At 64.6% G+C, this 16691-nt stretch carries 17 protein-coding genes and 1 pseudogene; 12 read left to right on the top strand and 6 right to left on the bottom strand.

Going from position 1 to position 16691, the window contains the following annotated elements; all coding sequences use genetic code 11:
- The first annotated feature begins 151 nt into the window (after positions 1-151).
- Together ACVJ19_RS40125 and ACVJ19_RS40120 are read left to right on the top strand one after the other, a co-directional pair.
- Entirely contained in the window at positions 152-526 is a 375-nt protein-coding gene (locus tag ACVJ19_RS40125) for a PRC-barrel domain-containing protein (RefSeq protein ID WP_453954579.1), read from the top strand.
- Between the two features lie 23 nt (positions 527-549).
- Positions 550-708, top strand: coding sequence for a hypothetical protein (locus ACVJ19_RS40120; protein WP_453954577.1), 159 nt, complete (start codon positions 550-552; stop codon positions 706-708).
- 294 nt (positions 709-1002) lie between these two features.
- Here the strand turns inward: ACVJ19_RS40120 and ACVJ19_RS40115 are convergent, their stop codons facing one another.
- The gene (locus ACVJ19_RS40115) at positions 1003-1467 is read right to left on the bottom strand and encodes a winged helix-turn-helix transcriptional regulator (protein ID WP_453954575.1); all 465 of its coding nucleotides are present in this window, start codon (positions 1465-1467) and stop codon (positions 1003-1005) included.
- Between the two features lie 161 nt (positions 1468-1628).
- On the opposite strand from ACVJ19_RS40115, the gene ACVJ19_RS40110 reads away from it, so the two are divergent.
- The 5 genes from ACVJ19_RS40110 (at position 1629) to ACVJ19_RS40090 (ending at position 6833) form a co-directional block, all read left to right on the top strand.
- Positions 1629-2366, top strand: a complete 738-nt coding sequence (locus ACVJ19_RS40110) for an SDR family oxidoreductase (protein WP_453954574.1) — start codon at positions 1629-1631, stop codon at positions 2364-2366.
- A 64-nt stretch (positions 2367-2430) separates the two neighbouring features.
- Positions 2431-3432: an NAD(P)H-dependent flavin oxidoreductase gene (locus ACVJ19_RS40105; protein ID WP_453954572.1), complete on the top strand. Its 1002-nt coding sequence runs from the start codon at positions 2431-2433 to the stop codon at positions 3430-3432.
- A gap of 107 nt (positions 3433-3539) precedes the next feature.
- Positions 3540-3959 (top strand): hypothetical protein, encoded by a 420-nt coding sequence (locus ACVJ19_RS40100; RefSeq protein WP_453954571.1) that lies wholly within the window; start codon positions 3540-3542, stop codon positions 3957-3959.
- 338 nt (positions 3960-4297) lie between these two features.
- Positions 4298-5887 carry an alkaline phosphatase D family protein gene (locus ACVJ19_RS40095; protein ID WP_453954570.1) on the top strand — a complete coding sequence of 530 codons (1590 nt, stop codon included), beginning with the start codon at positions 4298-4300 and terminating at the stop codon, positions 5885-5887.
- A 127-nt stretch (positions 5888-6014) separates the two neighbouring features.
- Positions 6015-6833 carry an aldo/keto reductase gene (locus ACVJ19_RS40090; RefSeq protein WP_453954568.1) on the top strand — a complete coding sequence of 273 codons (819 nt, stop codon included), beginning with the start codon at positions 6015-6017 and terminating at the stop codon, positions 6831-6833.
- 70 nt (positions 6834-6903) lie between these two features.
- Here the strand turns inward: ACVJ19_RS40090 and ACVJ19_RS40085 are convergent, their stop codons facing one another.
- On the bottom strand, positions 6904-7134 hold the full coding sequence (locus tag ACVJ19_RS40085) for a hypothetical protein (RefSeq protein WP_453954566.1): 231 nt from the start codon (positions 7132-7134) through the stop codon (positions 6904-6906).
- A 175-nt stretch (positions 7135-7309) separates the two neighbouring features.
- Positions 7310-7762: a hypothetical protein gene (locus ACVJ19_RS40080; protein ID WP_453954565.1), complete on the bottom strand. Its 453-nt coding sequence runs from the start codon at positions 7760-7762 to the stop codon at positions 7310-7312.
- A 157-nt stretch (positions 7763-7919) separates the two neighbouring features.
- On the opposite strand from ACVJ19_RS40080, the gene ACVJ19_RS40075 reads away from it, so the two are divergent.
- A complete protein-coding gene (locus ACVJ19_RS40075; RefSeq protein ID WP_453954564.1) occupies positions 7920-8192 on the top strand; it encodes a helix-turn-helix domain-containing protein in 273 nt (90 codons plus the stop codon).
- A gap of 7 nt (positions 8193-8199) precedes the next feature.
- On the opposite strand, the gene ACVJ19_RS40070 is transcribed toward ACVJ19_RS40075, so the two are convergent.
- Both ACVJ19_RS40070 and ACVJ19_RS40065 read right to left on the bottom strand, forming a co-directional pair.
- The gene (locus ACVJ19_RS40070; RefSeq protein WP_453954562.1) at positions 8200-9432 is read right to left on the bottom strand and encodes an aminotransferase-like domain-containing protein; all 1233 of its coding nucleotides are present in this window, start codon (positions 9430-9432) and stop codon (positions 8200-8202) included.
- 86 nt (positions 9433-9518) lie between these two features.
- Complete coding sequence (locus tag ACVJ19_RS40065; protein WP_453954561.1) at positions 9519-10040, bottom strand: DUF3124 domain-containing protein; 522 nt, start codon at positions 10038-10040, stop codon at positions 9519-9521.
- Positions 10041-10107: 67 nt separating this feature from the next.
- Between ACVJ19_RS40065 and ACVJ19_RS40060 the strand changes: the two genes are divergently transcribed.
- The 4 genes and pseudogenes from ACVJ19_RS40060 (at position 10108) to ACVJ19_RS40045 (ending at position 15544) form a co-directional block, all read left to right on the top strand.
- The gene (locus ACVJ19_RS40060; protein ID WP_453954560.1) at positions 10108-11838 is read left to right on the top strand and encodes a cation:proton antiporter domain-containing protein; all 1731 of its coding nucleotides are present in this window, start codon (positions 10108-10110) and stop codon (positions 11836-11838) included.
- A 189-nt stretch (positions 11839-12027) separates the two neighbouring features.
- A complete protein-coding gene (ribB, locus tag ACVJ19_RS40055) occupies positions 12028-13104 on the top strand; it encodes a 3,4-dihydroxy-2-butanone-4-phosphate synthase (protein ID WP_453954559.1) in 1077 nt (358 codons plus the stop codon).
- 192 nt (positions 13105-13296) lie between these two features.
- A pseudogene (locus ACVJ19_RS40050) lies at positions 13297-14512 on the top strand (acyl-CoA dehydrogenase).
- Between the two features lie 114 nt (positions 14513-14626).
- Positions 14627-15544 (top strand): MBL fold metallo-hydrolase, encoded by a 918-nt coding sequence (locus ACVJ19_RS40045; protein WP_453954557.1) that lies wholly within the window; start codon positions 14627-14629, stop codon positions 15542-15544.
- A 124-nt stretch (positions 15545-15668) separates the two neighbouring features.
- Here the strand turns inward: ACVJ19_RS40045 and ACVJ19_RS40040 are convergent, their stop codons facing one another.
- On the bottom strand, positions 15669-16523 hold the full coding sequence (locus ACVJ19_RS40040) for a DUF1499 domain-containing protein (protein WP_453954555.1): 855 nt from the start codon (positions 16521-16523) through the stop codon (positions 15669-15671).
- Positions 16524-16691: the final 168 nt, after the last annotated feature.

Genomic DNA, 16691 nt, shown 5'->3' with positions numbered 1-16691 from the left:
GTCCACCTCACTCCCGGTTTCCTGATGGGCACATTGAGAACGGCGCGTTTTCCGTGATGTTCCTGTTTGCCCGCGAGATGCCGCACCCGCACGCTGGAACGATCACCATCAGGGCAGGTTGGTCCACACATAGGCTGAGTGGAGAATTGCAATGTTGAATCAAGGCGAGCTGGATCGCAGCGAGATGGGCCGGTTGATCGGCAGCGACAAGGTCGAGGGAACATCGGTCTACGGTGCCGACCGCAACAAGATCGGCTCGATCGAGCGCGTGATGATCGACAAGATCAGCGGCAAGGTGTCCTACGCGGTGCTCGGGTTCGGCGGATTTCTGGGCCTCGGCAACGACCACTATCCCTTGCCCTGGCAGTCGCTGAAATACGACACCGAGCTCGGCGGCTATGTCACCGGCATCACGGCCAAGGAGCTGGAAGGCGCGCCGAAATACGGCACAAGGAGCGATTGGAACTGGAGCGATGAATCCGCCGTTCGCGGCATCAACTCGTACTATGGTGTTCCGTTCGCGTAAGGCGCTTCACGGAAGGAGATCCGATGAGCAAGGAACGGCCCAACGACGATCCCCGTCAGCAGAATGACTGGGGATCTCATGCCCAGACGGACAAGCCCTGGAAGGGCAATCCGGAGAAAGAACAGGCACCGGACAAGGTGAAACCCGATCTCGAGAAATGGCACGAGACGAAGACGCACTGAGACAAGCGCTCTTCTTGTGGGACATTCGCGACGAGCGCGGCACGCACAATGCCGCGTTTCGTTTTTGAGGGCGCAGTGGCGGTTCTGATGATCCCACGGCGGCCGTGTTGCGCCCGATCGACCTGAGGGCGCCGACAAGGGGGCATTGAGTCCCCGCTGTCGTCCTGGCGAAGGCCAGGACCCATACTGCGGCCATCTATCGATGGCGTGTGATCGTAGTACCGAACTCCCGGTCTTCGCCAAACGTCTCCCTGGGGTAATGGCTCCTGGCTTTCGCCAGGACGACATTGAGACTCATCTCACCGCTTCTTCCCGCCCCGGACCCGCATGCACATGCACCTGCTTGGCATGCAGCGGCTCCCCGCATTCCGAGCACACCATCACCGGGTCGAACAGCTTGCCGCAGTTCTTGTGTTCATGCAGCAGCGGGCGGCCGCGCTCGTCGCCCATGTGGGTGTCACCCCAATGCACCATCGCCATGATGATCGGGTAGAGGTCGAGGCCCTTCTGGGTGAGGATGTATTCGTAGCGCTTGGGCGCCTCGGAATAGGGGACGCGGCGCAGGATGCCGAAGCGGACCAGCTTCTTCAGCCGCTCCGACAGCAGGTGTCGCGTGATCTGGAGCGAGGACTGAAACGCCTCGAACCGTCGCACGCGCAAAAAGCATTCGCGCAGGATCAACAGCGTCCAGCGATCGCCGACCACGGCGACGGTGCGGGAAAGCGAGCAGGGCTCCTCGTCCAGCGTGTCCCACTTCATGATCCGGTCTCCGGCGCAGCACCAGTCAGTCAGAAAAAGGAACTGACTTGAATGATCAACGCAATTTCCGGCCAAACCTAGCATTTAGCCCGGAAGTTTGACAGTTCTATTTTAGAACTATAGCCTCCCACCTAATCACACGCTCAGCGGAGGAGGCGACCTTGCCCAAGCGAAACGCGACAGCCGCCGTGATCGGGGCCGGCGATTTCATCGGCTCCGAGATCGCCAAGAAATTCGCCGCCGAAGGATTTTCGATCTTCGCCGGCCGCCGCAACGGCGACAAGCTGGCGTCGCTGGTGAAGGACATCGAGGCCTCAGGCGGGGAAATCCATGCGCGCTCGCTCGATGCGCGCAAGAAGGACGAGGTCATCTCGTTCCTCAACGATGCCGACAAGCATGCGCCGCTCGAGGTCTGCATCTTCAACGTCGGTGCCAACGTCAATTTCCCGATCCTCGACACCACCGAGCGCGTGTTCCGAAAAGTGTGGGAGATGGCCTGCTATTCCGGCTTTCTCGCGGGCCGTGAAGCGGCGCGGCTGATGCTGCCGCGCGGCGGCGGCAACATCTTCTTCACCGGTGCAACTGCCTCCTTGCGCGGGGGCAGCGGCTTTGCCGCCTTCGCAAGCGCCAAGTTCGGCCTGCGCGCGGTGGCGCAGGCGATGGCGCGCGAGCTCGGGCCGAAGAACATCCACGTCGCTCATCTCATCATCGATTCCGGTGTCGACACCGAATGGGTGCGGCAGCGCCGGCTCGAGGCGCTCGGGCCGAATGCGCTCGACAATCCCGACCTGCTGATGCCGCCGTCGTCGGTCGCGGATGCCTATTGGCAGCTCTATCAGCAGCCGAAGAGCGCATGGACCTTCGAGATGGAGATCAGGCCGTTCGGAGAGAAATGGTGACCGCGGCGCAAAAGTCCGGCTAGACTGATCCAAACACAAACCGAAAATCCGGGAGGCGACTTACGTGAAGACCGCGATCACCGAACTGTTCGGCATCGAGCACCCCATTATCCAGGGCGGCATGCATTTCGTCGGCTTTGCCGAACTGGCGGCCGCGGTCTCCAATGCCGGCGGGCTCGGTATCATCACCGGTCTCACGCAGAAGACGCCGGAGTTGCTGGCGAAAGAGATCGCGCGCTGCCGCGACATGACCGACAAGCCGTTCGGCGTGAATCTGACCTTTCTGCCAGCCTTCTCGGCGCCACCTTATCCGGAATATATCGCGGCCATCGTCGAAGGCGGCATCAAGGCGGTTGAGACTGCGGGCCGCAGTCCCGAACAATACATGCCGGCGCTGAAGGCCGCCGGCATCAAGGTGATCCACAAATGCACCTCGGTCCGCCACTCGCTGAAGGCCGAGCGCATCGGCTGCGACGCCGTCAGCGTCGACGGCTTCGAGTGCGGCGGCCATCCCGGCGAGGACGACATTCCCAACATGATCCTGCTGCCGCGTGCGGCGGAGGAGTTGAAGATCCCGTTCGTCGCCTCCGGCGGCATGGCCGACGGGCGCAGCCTCGTCGCGGCGCTGTCGCTGGGTGCGGCCGGCATGAACATGGGCACGCGCTTTATCGCGACCAAGGAAGCGCCGGTGCATCAGAATGTGAAGAACGCGCTCGTCGCGGCCACCGAGCTCGACACCCGCCTGATCATGCGCGCGCTGCGCAACACCGAACGCGTGCTGAAGAACGCCAATGTCGATCGGCTGCTCGAGATCGAGCGCGAGAAGGGCGCCAAGCTCACCATCGACGACATCCATGACCAGGTCGCCGGCGTCTATCCCAGGATTATGCTGGACGGGCAGATGGACGCGGGCGCCTGGAGCTGCGGCATGGTCGCCGGCCTCATCCACGACATCCCCTCCTGCAAGGAACTCGTCGATCGCATCATGAACGAGGCGGAAACCATCATCCGCGGCCGCCTGATGGGGTTCCTGGATGGGACGGGGGCGGCGCGAAAGGTCGCCTGACGCCGTCAAACTTCTTAACCACGGCGGCAACCGGCCGCTGGAATTCCGCGCGACGCCTCCTAAATAGGGGTAAATTACCCCTAATAATTCAATTTCAGGAGGCGTCCGTGGTCCTGAAAAGCGTTCCTTTCGCGGTTGCCGTTGCCCTCGCCGTCGCGTGGGGCGGCATCGCGCGCGCTGACGACTACAAGCCTGACGAATATCTCGGTCTCGATCTCTCCAAGGCGGTGCTGTCGCCGAAGCGTCTCGGGCCCGAGACGCAGTTCGCACCGGTCGCTCTCGAAGCGAAGGGCGGCAACGAGGCGCAGGCGCGGGTCGAGCCGATGGACGTGCCGAAGAAGGTCGCCACTGAGCGCGTGCGCGTGTCCGAGCCGAAGGTCGCGCATGCCAGGAGCACGCAGCCGCGTGGCGCGGCGCGCGCCAAGCTCGCGCATCGCCGCGGCAATCCGCTCGATGCCCAGGCAATGGACACCCGCATCCAGACCTGGCCGTGCCGCTCCGGCGGCATCTGCAACTGGAAGCGCTAGCTAGCAACATCGCTGCCGCTTAACCTCGCCCCGCTTGCGGGGAGAGGTCGGATTGCGCTCGGCGATGCGAAGCATCGTCCGAAGCAATCCGGGTGAGGGGGTACAGGTCTATCGACGATCTCGCGTGTGGAGAGAGGCCCCTCACCCCAACCCTCTCAGCGCGAGCGAAGCTCGTCGCGGCCCCGTAAGAACGGGGCGAGGGAGCAGACCGTCGCCGCGGCTGCACCTCGGCACGTCATCCCCGCGTCGCAAAACCGTAGGCGCGGAGTCAAGAACCCGTCAGGGTGGAGTCAAGGAGCGCAGGCACCTTCCGTCGCGATTCGACGAAGGTCTCCTGAATGGCAACGCTCCGCGCCCCGCGCGCATGGACCCGGCGGCAATTCCTGGTCCGCTCGACTTCAAGCCTCGCCGTCGCCTCGCTCGGCACGCTCGCAACGCCCCGCATCAGCCGCGCCGCTGACCGCCCGCAAATCGCGGGCAGCATCCAGTCCGGCGATGTCTCGGATGGTTCTGCCGTGGTCTGGGCGCGCGCGGACCGGGCCGCACGGATGCACGTCGAATGCTCGACCGTCGAGAGCTTCAAGACCATCATTGCCTCGGCTTCGCGCGACGCTCTCCCGGATGCAGATTTCACCTCGAAACTACTGCTGAATGACCTGCCGCCCGGGCAGGACATCTTCTACCGCATCCGCTTCGACGACATCGCCACCGGTATCGCCAGTGAAAGCCGCGTCGGTCATTTCCGCACCGCGCCGGCCGCTGGTCAGTCGATCTCGTTCCTGTGGTCCGGAGACACCGCGGGGCAGGGCTGGGGCATCGACGTCGCGCGCGGCGGCTACCGCAGCTATCGCACCATGCTCGACAACCGTCCCGATTTCTTCATCCACTCCGGCGACCACATCTACGCCGACTGCACGATTCCGTCCGAGCAGAAGCTGCCGAACGGCGAGACCTGGCGCAACATCGTCACCGAGGAGAAAGCCGAGGTCGCGCACACGCTGGCGCAGTTCCGCGGCAACTACAAGTACAACCATCTCGACGAGCACTTTCGCGCCTTCCACGCGCAAGTGCCGATGTTCGCTCAGTGGGACGACCACGAGGTCACCAACGACTGGTCGCCGACCGGCAGCTATGACGATGCGGGCATCGAGGACGACGGCACGCCGCGCCTGATCGCGCGCGCCCGCCGCGCCTTTTTTGATTTCATGCCGATCCGCGACATCGGCGCGCGGCAGGGCCGGGTCTATCGCAAGATCGCCTACGGTCCTCTGCTCGACGTCTTCATGATCGACATGCGCAGTTTTCGCGATGACAGCTGGAACAAGGGCAACGATCACCGCGGCTGGATCCTCGGCGCCGAGCAGCTCGCCTGGCTGAAGCGCGAGCTTGCTGCCTCACGCGCGACCTGGAAGGTGATTGCGGCCGATCTGCCGATCGGCCTGGTCAGCCTCGATGCGGTCGCGCTCGGCAATGGGGCGCCCGACCGGCGCGAGCACGAGATCGCCGACCTGCTGGCATCTATCAAGCGCGCGGGCGTCTGCAACATCGTATGGCTCACTGCCGACATGCATTACACGGCCGCACACTATTACGATCCCAACAAGGCGCAATTCCAGGACTTCGAGCCGTTCTGGGAGTTCGTCTCCGGCCCGCTCCATGCCGGCACTTGGGGACCGGGAGAGCTCGACAATACGTTCGGCCCTGTTGCGATGTACCAGAATGGTTGCAGCGAGGCGCAGGGCGAGAATCTCGCGCCTTGCTTCGGGCTGCAATTCTTCGGCAAGGTCGACATCGACGGCGCGAGCGGCGTGATGACGGTGACGCTGAAGGACGTTGACAACCGCGACCTCTGGTCGGTCGACATCGTGCCGCAGCCGCAGCCGCGCCCGGCCGTGGTGGCACATCTTAGGCCGCTAACCCGATCTTGATTGGCCGCGCCTGCGCCTCCCGCGCTATACTGCGCATTCCCGCCACCTCTTTTCCACCACCAAAGAGTCTGTCCCCGCGGCCTCACCGCGCGTCTGGCGGGATGAATGACGTCAGGAGCCTAGTTTCATGGATAATCTGAAGACACAGGGCATCAGCATGCCCAAGCTCGGCCTCGGCACCTTCCGCATGCAGGGCGATGCCTGCCGGGCGGCGGTCGAGAGCGCGCTCGCGATCGGCTACCGCCACATCGACACCGCCGAGATGTACGCCAACGAAGAGGCGATCGGCGCCGCGCTTGCCCCTGCCCGCCTGCCGCGCAGCGAGCTGCACGTCACGACCAAGGTCTGGCACGAGAACCTCGGCCCCGACGCCATCCGCCGCGCCTTCGACGCCAGCCTGACCAAGCTGCGGCTCGATCATGTCGATCTCTATCTCGTGCACTGGCCGTCGAAGTCCGCGAACTGGGGCGCGGTGTTCGAGACCTTGATGAAGCTGAAGGAGGAGGGGCGCACGCGGGCGATCGGCGTTGCCAACTTCACCACCGCACTGCTCAAGACAGCGGTCGAGGACATCAAGGCGCCGATCGCCTGCAACCAGATCGAATATCACGCAATGCTCGATCAATCGAAGGTGCTGGCCTATCTCGAGGCCAAGTCGATCCCGCTGGTCGCCTATTGCCCGCTTGCGCAGGGGCGTATCGCGTCGGATCCGGTGCTGGCCGAGATCGGCGCCAAACACAATGCGACCGCCGCGCAGGTCGCGCTGAAATGGCTGCTTGACCAGGACGGCGTTGCGGCCATCCCGAAAGCCTCGCGCCGCGAGAGCCAGCAGGCCAATCTCGATGCGCTGAAGATCACGCTCGACGAGGCCGACCGCAAGAAGATCGCGGCGCTGGCGAAGGACAGACGCTGCGTCAATCCGGGCTTCGCGCCGGCGTGGGATTGATTCCGCCGAACGTTTCGAGCACGCAAAGAAATGGCCCCGTGAGGGGCCATTTCCACGTTTGCGTTGCGCATTAGTCGAAGTGGTGATGGCGGTGGCTGCGCTTGATCACCACGACCCTGTCGCCGTGATGACGCCAGCCACGATGCCAGCCGTGGTCACGATGCATGCCGTACTCGGCACGCGCGGCGTACGGGCCGTGGTGATGACCACGCTTGATCACCACCGTCTCCGCGCTCGCCAGCGTCGGCGCTGCGATCGCGAGAGCGCCGAGGGCTGCAACCACATAACCAAGCTTCTTCATGCTGTCCTCCTCCAGTCGAATGCCAATCTAAACCGCGCATTCGAGTGAACGTTCCGGAGGAATTGCAAGAGAATTCTGAACGGTTGTTCAGACAGAGCATTGATCCGGACCCGAAGGGCCACGCGAGTGCAAAGTGTGGAGCGGTTTTCCGAAAGATCATGCTCGAACGGAATGCTCAATCGCAGCGCTGCTGCGCGGGCGTCGGCGCGCCAGTGGCGACGTACTTGCCGTCCCTGATCGTGTACTCGCCGCGTTCGCTGCGATTGTAGATCGCGCGCAAATTGCCGTCTTTCGCCAGCAGCAGCCCGAATTCGCGGGCCTGATGCAGCGAGGGGAAGTACACCATCACATTGAGGAGGCCTTCGGCGTTGACCGTGGCGGACACGACCTCGTTCTCGTCCCTGGCGTCGCCGAAATTGCGCCGGTACATCACCCGGCCGTCCTTACGGATCTCGTATGTCAGGAGCGCACCCTTGTCGCGGTCCGGCCTGACAGCGCAATCGACCGCCCATGAGCCGAGCAGGCCCCATTGCTCGACGGTCGTCGCAAGCGTCTCCGCGCGCGCCAGAGGTATGAAAGCAACCCATAGCAATGCAGCCGTGGTCCAGCGGCTCAAACAACGCGTCATGTCCCGAAAAGCCCCGCCTCGAAGAATTCCAAAGTGTAGCATCCCGGGCGCGGCCGTCCACGCTGGCCGCCGATCGCGCGCGAATTTGATCCGCGTCAATGAGGCCGCCTGTGGCGGGGGTAGGATGGCAGCTCCGAAGGCGAACGTGGATACACCAATGCTGAATCAAGTCATGGATTTTGCGGGCGAAGTGCTGCCGGGGAGCTGTGCCGCGCCGCCCTATTCGGAGACCGCGTTTTTGGCGGAGCTGGGCGACCGCCTGAGGTCCTCGCGCACCCGCTGCGACCTGTCGCGCCGCGAGCTTGCCCGCCGCTCCGGGATTTCCGAGCGCTACATCGCCCAGATCGAGGCTGGCAAGGGCAACGTCTCAATCGTCCTGTTGCTGCGGCTGGCCTCGGCGATCCACAGCAGCCAGCCCCAGGCGGCCTGACGCTTCCTCAGGCCCGCTTCTCGACATTGGCGCTGCGGGCCGGCACCCCGAACTCCTTGCGGCAGACTTCGGCCAGCACGGCGACGCCTTCGCGGATCTGCTGATGGGAAGGGCTTGCAAAGCACAGCCGCAGGCGTGAGCTTGAATGGCTCTTGTTGGTCGACCATTCCGGCCCCGGATTGATCGAGACGCCGGCGGCGAGCGCGGCCTGATAGAGTTTCAGCGTGTCGACCTGGTCCGGCAGCTTCACCCACAGGAAGATGCCGCCTTTGGGCTCCTCGAACTCGGCGGCCGTGCCGAACTGCTCGTTCAGGGCTTCCATCAGCGTGTCGAGCTTGGTGCGCAGCGCCTTCGTCAAGGCCGGCACGTGGGCCGAGAAATGCGGCTTGCAATAGGCCGCCAGCACCATCTGTTCGAGCGCACCGGAGCCGGCGTCCGTCTTCAGTGAGAGCATCCGCGACATCACATCCCAGGGCGCGACGATGAAGCCGACGCGCAGCGCCGGCGCGATCGATTTAGAGAACGAGCCGATATGGATCACGCCGCCGTTCGGGCTCATCGCGTAGATCGCCGGCGGTCGCTGTCCCGACCAGACCAGGTCGGCATAGCAATCGTCCTCGAAGATCGGCACGCCATACTCGGCCGCGAGTCGCACCAATTCCGCGCGGCGGCTCTCCGGCATGATGCTGCCGGTCGGGTTCTGCACCGTCGGGATGGTGTAGATGTATTTCGGGCGGATGCCGCGGCTTTTCAGATCGGCGAGCACCGTCGCCAGCGCGTCCATGCGCATGCCGTCCTTGTCGAGGGGGATGCCGACGACATTGACGCCGAGTCGCGCGAGGCGTGTCAGCGAGCCCTGATAGCTGTCCTGCTCGAAGATCACGGTGTCGCCGCGCGTCAGCAGCGTGTTGTTGACGAGATCGAGCGCCTGCAGCGAGCCCGAGACGATCAGGAGATCGTCGACCGTGCAGTTAATGCCGGCATCGCGCTTCAGCTTGGTGACCAGAAATTCGCGTAACGGCAGGTAACCCTGCGGACCATGGGCCAGACCGTAAGTGGCGAGCGAGCGGCCCTCGCGCCGCAGCACCGTGTTGGTCGCTTCGATCAGCTCGTCGAGCGGCACCTGTTCGGAATCATTGTTGCCACCGACAAAGCTGTATTTGGCAAGGCCCGTCCAGCGCGCAGTCGGGGCCGGCAGCCCTGCGGGAAACAGGGGGGCGAAATCGAAGCTGGACGTCATGGGAGCGTTCCTCGTTTTGTTCTTGTTGAGCCGGCTGGCGTTGCGCCGGCCTTACGCCTTGCGGGCCGTCCGGGCGGACAGCTTTCTTACTTCTTTCCGGCCGTCCTGGTCGGACGGCCCTGGCTGATGAAAGCGTAATGCGCATTGGCGACGCCGCCAACCATCAAGGCTTCGACCACCGGCTCGGAGATGTCGCCCGTGGCGGCCCAGTCGACGATGAAATTGGCGCCAGTGCCGCCGCGCACGTCGTCGGTCGGGATGAAGATCGAGACGGTGGCGAGGGGCTTCAATGCCACCGGCGCCTTCAGATAGCTCTCGACCTGCTTGCCTGCGGTGTCGAAATAGGCGATGCGTTTGAGCACCAGTGCTTGCGTCTCGGAGGCGTTGTGCACGCTCAACGTCACCGAGAAGTCGACACGCAGCTTGCCCTGGCTCATCGCGACGCTGGAATAGGCCGGCACGTAAAACCCGCCGGAGACGGCGAGCTCCTCCTTTGGCAGCGCGGTGAGCGAATCGGCAAAGTTTTGTTCGATATTGACCTTGGATTGCGCGGCGGCCGGCAATGCGAACAGACCCAGCAGGGCTATCACAGAGAGCACGATCCGCATGTGACGAATTGCTCGCTTGCCGCGTTGCACTCGGCCACTAGGGTGCGGCAAAACGGACCAATTTGGCATGCATGAGCTCATTCGCGACATCACCCTCTGTATTCTGTTTGCCTGGATGCTGGGCCTGCTCGCCCATTTCTCCCGGCAACCGCTGATCCTCGCCTACCTTATCGCCGGCTTCTGCATAGGTCCATTCGGTGCCGGCTGGGTCCATTCGCAGGAATCGATCAGCGTCATCTCCGAGCTCGGCCTGATCTTCATGCTGTTCATGATCGGCCTGGAGATCGACCTGAAGAAGATCGTGCGGGCGGGAAGGGTGATCCTGTTCGCGGCGGGTGGCCAGCTCCTCGGCGGCTGCCTGCTCGGCGTGCTGTTCTTCGTCGGCATCGGCCTGTCGCTCGGTGGCGGGCAATTCGACGCGGTCTATCTCTGCGTCGCCTGCGCGCTGTCGAGCACCGTCATCATCGTCAAGGTGCTCTACGAGAAGCGCGAGCTCGATACGCTGCCGGGCCGGATCACGCTCGGCGTCCTGGTGCTCCAGGACATCTTCGCCATCCTGTTCCTGGCGGTGCAGCCGAGTCTCGCCAATCTCGAGGTCACCGTCATCCTGCTCTCCATCGGCCGTGTCGCGGTGCTGGTTGCGGCCGCGCTCCTGGTCAGCCGTTACGTGCTGCCGCGCCTGTTCCACCAGATCGCCCGGCGGCCCGAGCTGATCCTGCTCGGCGCGCTCGCCTGGTGCTTTCTCGTCGCCGAGACCGCCGAGCGGCTGTCGCTGTCGCGCGAGATGGGCGCCTTGATCGCCGGCGTCTCGCTCTCGACCTTTCCCTACGCGCTCGACGTCACCGCCAAGGTCACTACGCTACGGGACTTCTTCATCACGCTGTTCTTCGTTGCGCTCGGCATGACCATTCCCGTGCCAGGCCTCTCCGTGATCGGGCTTGCCTTGATGATCGCGGCGTTCACGGTGGTGAGCCGGCTCGTCACCACCTTCACCCCGCTCTACCTGATGAAGCAGGGCCTGCGCGCGAGCCTGCTGCCGGCGCTCAACCTCGCGCAGATCTCGGAATTCTCGCTGGTGGTGATCCAGACCGGCGTCGCCGACCACCACATCGCTGCCGAGACGGCGAATGCCGCCTCCTTCGCCTTCGTGGTGCTGGCGGTGCTCTCGACCTTCGTGATGACCCGCAGTGACGAGATCACGCGCTGGGCGATCGGTCCGCTGAAGCGGATCGGCCTGCGCGATCTCGATCACGGCAACGGCCATGCCGAGGAGAGCCACGAGGGCGGTCATAGCGAGGCCCGCCGCATCGTCATCCTCGGCTTTTTCCGTGCGGCGAGCGCGCTGCTGGCTGAGATCGAGCGGCAGGCTCCGGTGCTGCTGGAGCAGATCACGGTGGTCGATTTCAACCCCAATGTGTACCAGACGCTGCTGTCGCGCGGTCTGCACGTGATCTATGGCGACATCAGCAGCGCCGACACGCTGCTCCATGCCGGCGTCGGCAAGTCCGAGATGATCATCCTCAGCGTGCCGGATGCCCTTTTGAAGGGCGCCAGCAACGAGAAGCTGGTCCGTCACGTCCGCACCCTCAATCCGACCGCCATGATCGTTGCCACGGCCGATCTGCTGTCGGATGTGGGCGAGCTCTATGCGGCCGGCGCCAGCTACGTCACCGTGACCCGGCTCAGCGATGCTCATGAGCTGTTTACCGTGATCGAAGCCGCCCAGGCCGGCCTCCTCGACGACAAGCGCGCCGAGCTCGATCTGCGGCTCGGCGAGCGGCGCGAGGTGCTGCCCTGACGGCGGCCGGCCGTCTTCCGTCTGGGCCCTGCGCACCTATATCCCTGGTATCTTCGGTGCAAGCCTGAGGCCCGCGGGCCGGCCCGCCGTCAGGCATATGCGGTTGCGTCCAGGACACTAGCGCTTGGAGCCAAGTCCGGCTAAGGCGTCCGGCAAGCCCCCGGCCCCATAACCGATAGAGATTGGGAAATGCCCGATACCGTCCAGGAAGTCTTGCAGGCCTTTGCCAGGGGCGAGCTCGTCGTCGTCACCGACGACGAGGACCGCGAGGGCGAGGGCGATCTGATCGTCGCCGCCTCGCTCTGCACGGCCGAGAAGATGGCGTTCATCATCCGCCACACCTCCGGCATCGTCTGCGCCCCCGTGACCACCGAGGACGCCCGCCGCCTGCGGCTCGATCCGATGGTCGCCCACAACGATTCCGCGCACACCACCGCGTTCACGGTCTCGGTCGACTACAAGCCCGACGGCGGCACCGGCATCTCGGCCGAGGAGCGCGCCTCGTGCTGCCGCGCGCTCGCCAATCCCAATGTCGGCGCCCACGACTTCGCCCGGCCGGGCCACATCTTCCCGCTGATCGCCAAGGATGGCGGCGTGCTGCTGCGCTCGGGCCATACCGAGGCCGCCGTCGATCTCTGCAAGCTTTCCGGCCTGCCGCCGGTCGGCGTCATCAGCGAGCTGATGAACGACGACGGCAGCGTGATGAAGGGCGAGCAGGTCGCGCAGTTCGCCGCCAGGCACAAGCTCAAGCACGTCACCATCGCGGACATGATCGCCTACCGCCAGGCGCGCGAAAAACTGATCGAGCGGGTTTCGACCTTCGTCACGGACAGCCCGATCGGCCCCTTGCAGGGTTATGCCTACCGCTCGCCGTTCGATTCCATCGCCCATGTCGCCTTCGTCTATAACGGCGTCGGCGACGGCAAGAACGTGCTGACGCGCTTCCACAAGCCGAACATCGTCAAGGACACCTTCACCGGGCACAAGCGCATGGCCGCCGTGCTCGAGCATTTCAAGAAGACCGGCCGCGGCGTGCTGGTCTACTTGCGCGACGGCGCCGCCGGCGTGCCCGTGTCCCCGCTTCCGGACGAGACTTCGACGGAGGCCGACCGCAACCGCCAGTGGCGCGAGATCGGCGTCGGCGCGCAGATCCTGCGCGATCTCGGCGTCACCTCGATCCGGCATCTCACCTCCTCGGTGCATGACTACAAGGGCCTGTCGGGCTTCGGCATCGAGATCGTCGCCAATGAGCAACTCGAGAACTGACATGCCGTGTCATTCCGGGATGACGTTGAAAGCGCCAGACCCGGCATCTCGAGGTGGTAGGCAAAGAGATTCCAGGTTCGCGCCCTTGCGCGACCCGGAATGACCGAAACCAGGATGCAATTGCACTTGTTGCCGCGGCGCTTTAATTTGTCGGGCAATTTCTAGACGGAACCAGACGCGAAAGGACGTTTCATGAGCGTGCGCCCTCAGGCCAAGGACAAGCCGGCTGCGGCTTCTTTCCAGTGGGACGATCCGTTCCTGCTCGACGAGCAGCTCACCGAAGACGAGCGTATGGTGCGCGACACCGCCCGCGCCTATGCCCAGGACAAGCTGCTGCCCCGCGTCTCCAAGGCCTATCTGGAAGAGAAGACCGACCGCGAGATCTTCAACGAGATGGGTGAGCTCGGCCTGATCGGCATCACGCTGCCGGAGGAATATGGCTGCGCCAACGCGAGCTACGTCGCCTATGGCCTCGTCGCGCGCGAGATCGAGCGGGTCGATTCCGGCTACCGCTCGATGAACTCGGTGCAGTCCTCGCTGGTGATGTATCCGATCTACGCCTATGGCGACGAGAACCAGCGCAAGAAGTACCTGCCCAAGCTCGCCAGCGGCGAGTGGGTCGGCTGCTTCGGCCTGACCGAGCCGGACGCCGGCTCCGACCCAGCCGGCATGAAGACCCGCGCCGAGAAGGTCTCGGACGGCTATCGCCTCACCGGCAGCAAGATGTGGATCTCGAACGCGCCGATCGCCGACGTGTTCGTGGTCTGGGCCAAGTCGGCCGCGCATGACAACCAGATCCGCGGCTTCGTGCTGGAAAAGGGCATGAAGGGCCTCTCCGCGCCGAAGATCGGCGGCAAGCTCTCACTTCGCGCCTCCATCACCGGCGAGGTCGTGATGGACGGCGTCGTGGTTCCCGAAGACGCGCTCTTGCCCAACGTCTCCGGCCTGAAGGGCCCCGTTCGGCTGTCTCAACCGGGCCCGCTATGGCATCTCCTGGGGTGCGCTCGGCGCGGCCGAAGACTGCATGCACCGCGCCCGCCAGTACACGCTCGACCGCAAGCAGTTCGGCAAGCCGCTCGCGGCGACCCAGCTGGTGCAGAAGAAGCTTGCCGACATGGAGACCGAGATCGCGCTCGGCCTGCAGGGCTCGCTTCGCGTCGGCCGCCTGATGGACGAGGGCAAGTTCGCGCCCGAGATGATCTCGATCATGAAGCGCAACAATTGCGGCAAGGCGCTCGACATCGCCCGCACCGCCCGCGACATGCACGGCGGCAACGGCATCTCGATCGAGTACCACGTGATGCGCCACGTCCATAACCTCGAGACGGTCAACACCTACGAGGGCACCCACGACGTCCACGCCCTGATCCTGGGACGTGCGATCACGGGCATCCAGGCGTTTTTCTGATTACGTTCTTCGTCAATCCGGGGCGATGCGAAGCATCGAACCCGGAATCTCGAGATTCCGGGTCTGGCCCTGACGGGCCATCCTGGAATGACGTCAAAGAACAAAGAAGAAGCCATGTCCGACAACGACGACGTCCCGTTCAACCGCAACTTTCCACTTCAGCCTGGCGTCGTCGAGGAAGTCCGTCCCGGCGTGCGGCGTGTGCTCTGTAACAATCCGAGCCCCTTCACCTTCACCGGCACGGTCAGCTACATCGTCGGCACCGGCAACGTCGCGATCATCGATCCCGGCCCGGACGACGCGGCGCATGCGGCCGCGCTGCTCGAGGCCGTGCGCGGCGAGACGGTGAGCCACATCTTCGTCACCCACACCCACCGTGACCACTCGCCGAACACCGCGCGGATCAAGCAGGCGACCGGCGCGCCGGTCTATGCCGAAGGCCCGCACCGCGCCTCGCGCCCGCGCTTCGAGAGCGAGAAGCACAATCCGGAGTCCGGCGTCGATCGGGATTTCGCGCCTGATATCACGCTCGCCCATGGCGACGTCGTCGAGGGGGCCGGCTGGCGCCTCGAGGCGGTGGCGACGCCCGGCCACACCGCCAACCACCTTGCCTTCGCCTGGCCAGAGCGGAAATTCAATTTCGTCGGCGACCACGTGATGGGCTGGTCGACCTCGATCGTGGCACCCCCCGACGGCTCGATGATCGACTACATGGACTCGCTCGACCGTCTCGCCGCGCGCGCGGAGGATCTTTACTTCTCCGGCCACGGCCCCGAGATCCCGGACGGTCCGCGCTTCGTGCGTTTCCTGATCCGCCACCGCAAGTCCCGCGAGGCTTCGATCCTGCACCGCCTCGCCAAGGGCGAGGCCGACATCCCGACCATGGTGCGCGCGATCTATATCGGCATCGATCCGAGGCTGACGACGGCCGCCGGCTATTCCGTGCTGGCGCATCTGGAAGACCTCGTCGCGCGCGGCGTGGTGGCGACGGATGGCGATCCCGTGATCACCGGGACGTACAGGATGGCCTAGCTCGTTATTCCGGGGCGCGCATCAGAGCGGCCCGGAATCTCGCGCTACAATCTCGAGATCCCCAGGTGCGCAATTGCGCACCAGAGTTCGCCGCTTTGCGGCGCCCCGGGATGACGCTAGCGCATTACTTCTTCACCGTCTTCGCCGGCGCCTTTGGCGGCGCCACCGGGGTCTTCTTGACCGGCTTGAGCGCGTCGGCATCGGCGGCAGTGTTGAGATCCTCGATGAACTTCGTCACGCGTGCGGCATTGCTGCCGAGATCGCTGTCGAAATAGCGCGAGGCGGAACGGATATCGACGCGGGAATCCTCGCCGTCGGGCACGACCCTGATGGAAATGTCCTCGCGCAAGCCCATGATTGGCGTGCGGGCCACCGCCTCGATGCGGCCCATGCGGCGCGGCGGCTGCGGCGCGCGCTCGTCGATGACGAGCCATTTGCGCTTGTTGACCAGCTGGAGCGCGATCGCGTAGGCGCGATCGACGGGGATCTCGAGCTCGATCGGTTCGATATCAGGGTAGAAGTGGCGCTGCTGCTCGGCCGAATAGAGGCCGGCATAGACCGCCGTATTGGCGCCGTCGCCGCTGCGCAGACGCGCCAATGCGTCGAAGCGCGGCGGGTCGATCGGGTCGGTGGTGATGTCGTGGATCGCCGGCAGCTTGCGGTATTGCAGGGCGAGGTAGGCCGGGTAGGCGAGGATCGCGCCGTCGATCAGGAACGCGAGCAGGATGCGCGCCATTCCGCGCGAGCCGTTCTGCCAGATCGCGGCGAAGCCCGCGAGCCCGAACAGGATCGAGAGCCCGGCGATCGCGAGGCCCCCGAAGAAGGTGGCGAGCGCCGGCTTTGGCTCCAGGAAGCCGAAGCGGACGATGAGGATCGACACCAATACGGCCACCACCGCGAACACGGCGAGATTGCGCGCCCAGCTGGCGAGGCTGGACACGGGCTCCGTCTGGTAGGGAGCGGAAAACCTGCGGGCCATCGGGTGAGCTCTGCCGGGGTCTTGGAGGCGGTGCCGGCCGATCTGGCGCGACGATGGGCCGTTGAGACCACGGCCCGGGGGCAAATTCAAGGGTGACCGGACTGTTACGGCCCGTCATTCCGGGGCGCCCGAAGGGCGAACCCGGAATCTCGAGATTCCGGGTTCGAT

This window comes from Bradyrhizobium sp. USDA 376 (genome assembly GCF_054063675.1).
The sequence above is the reverse complement of the archived record's forward strand: the minus strand, read 5'-3'. Positions and strand labels throughout refer to the sequence as shown.

Coding starts and splice junctions, on each gene's coding strand:
- ACVJ19_RS40065 (WP_453954561.1), bottom strand. CDS start 10,040: ATGCGGATCGTGCTCTCTGTGATAGCCCTGCTGGGTCTGTTCGCATTG.
- ACVJ19_RS40125 (WP_453954579.1), top strand. CDS start 152: ATGTTGAATCAAGGCGAGCTGGATCGCAGCGAGATGGGCCGGTTGATC.
- ACVJ19_RS40120 (WP_453954577.1), top strand. CDS start 550: ATGAGCAAGGAACGGCCCAACGACGATCCCCGTCAGCAGAATGACTGG.
- ribB (WP_453954559.1), top strand. CDS start 12,028: ATGCCCGATACCGTCCAGGAAGTCTTGCAGGCCTTTGCCAGGGGCGAG.
- ACVJ19_RS40040 (WP_453954555.1), bottom strand. CDS start 16,523: ATGGCCCGCAGGTTTTCCGCTCCCTACCAGACGGAGCCCGTGTCCAGC.
- ACVJ19_RS40070 (WP_453954562.1), bottom strand. CDS start 9,432: ATGACGTCCAGCTTCGATTTCGCCCCCCTGTTTCCCGCAGGGCTGCCG.
- ACVJ19_RS40115 (WP_453954575.1), bottom strand. CDS start 1,467: ATGAAGTGGGACACGCTGGACGAGGAGCCCTGCTCGCTTTCCCGCACC.
- ACVJ19_RS40080 (WP_453954565.1), bottom strand. CDS start 7,762: ATGACGCGTTGTTTGAGCCGCTGGACCACGGCTGCATTGCTATGGGTT.
- ACVJ19_RS40095 (WP_453954570.1), top strand. CDS start 4,298: ATGGCAACGCTCCGCGCCCCGCGCGCATGGACCCGGCGGCAATTCCTG.
- ACVJ19_RS40085 (WP_453954566.1), bottom strand. CDS start 7,134: ATGAAGAAGCTTGGTTATGTGGTTGCAGCCCTCGGCGCTCTCGCGATC.
- ACVJ19_RS40060 (WP_453954560.1), top strand. CDS start 10,108: ATGCATGAGCTCATTCGCGACATCACCCTCTGTATTCTGTTTGCCTGG.
- ACVJ19_RS40090 (WP_453954568.1), top strand. CDS start 6,015: ATGGATAATCTGAAGACACAGGGCATCAGCATGCCCAAGCTCGGCCTC.
- ACVJ19_RS40045 (WP_453954557.1), top strand. CDS start 14,627: ATGTCCGACAACGACGACGTCCCGTTCAACCGCAACTTTCCACTTCAG.
- ACVJ19_RS40075 (WP_453954564.1), top strand. CDS start 7,920: ATGCTGAATCAAGTCATGGATTTTGCGGGCGAAGTGCTGCCGGGGAGC.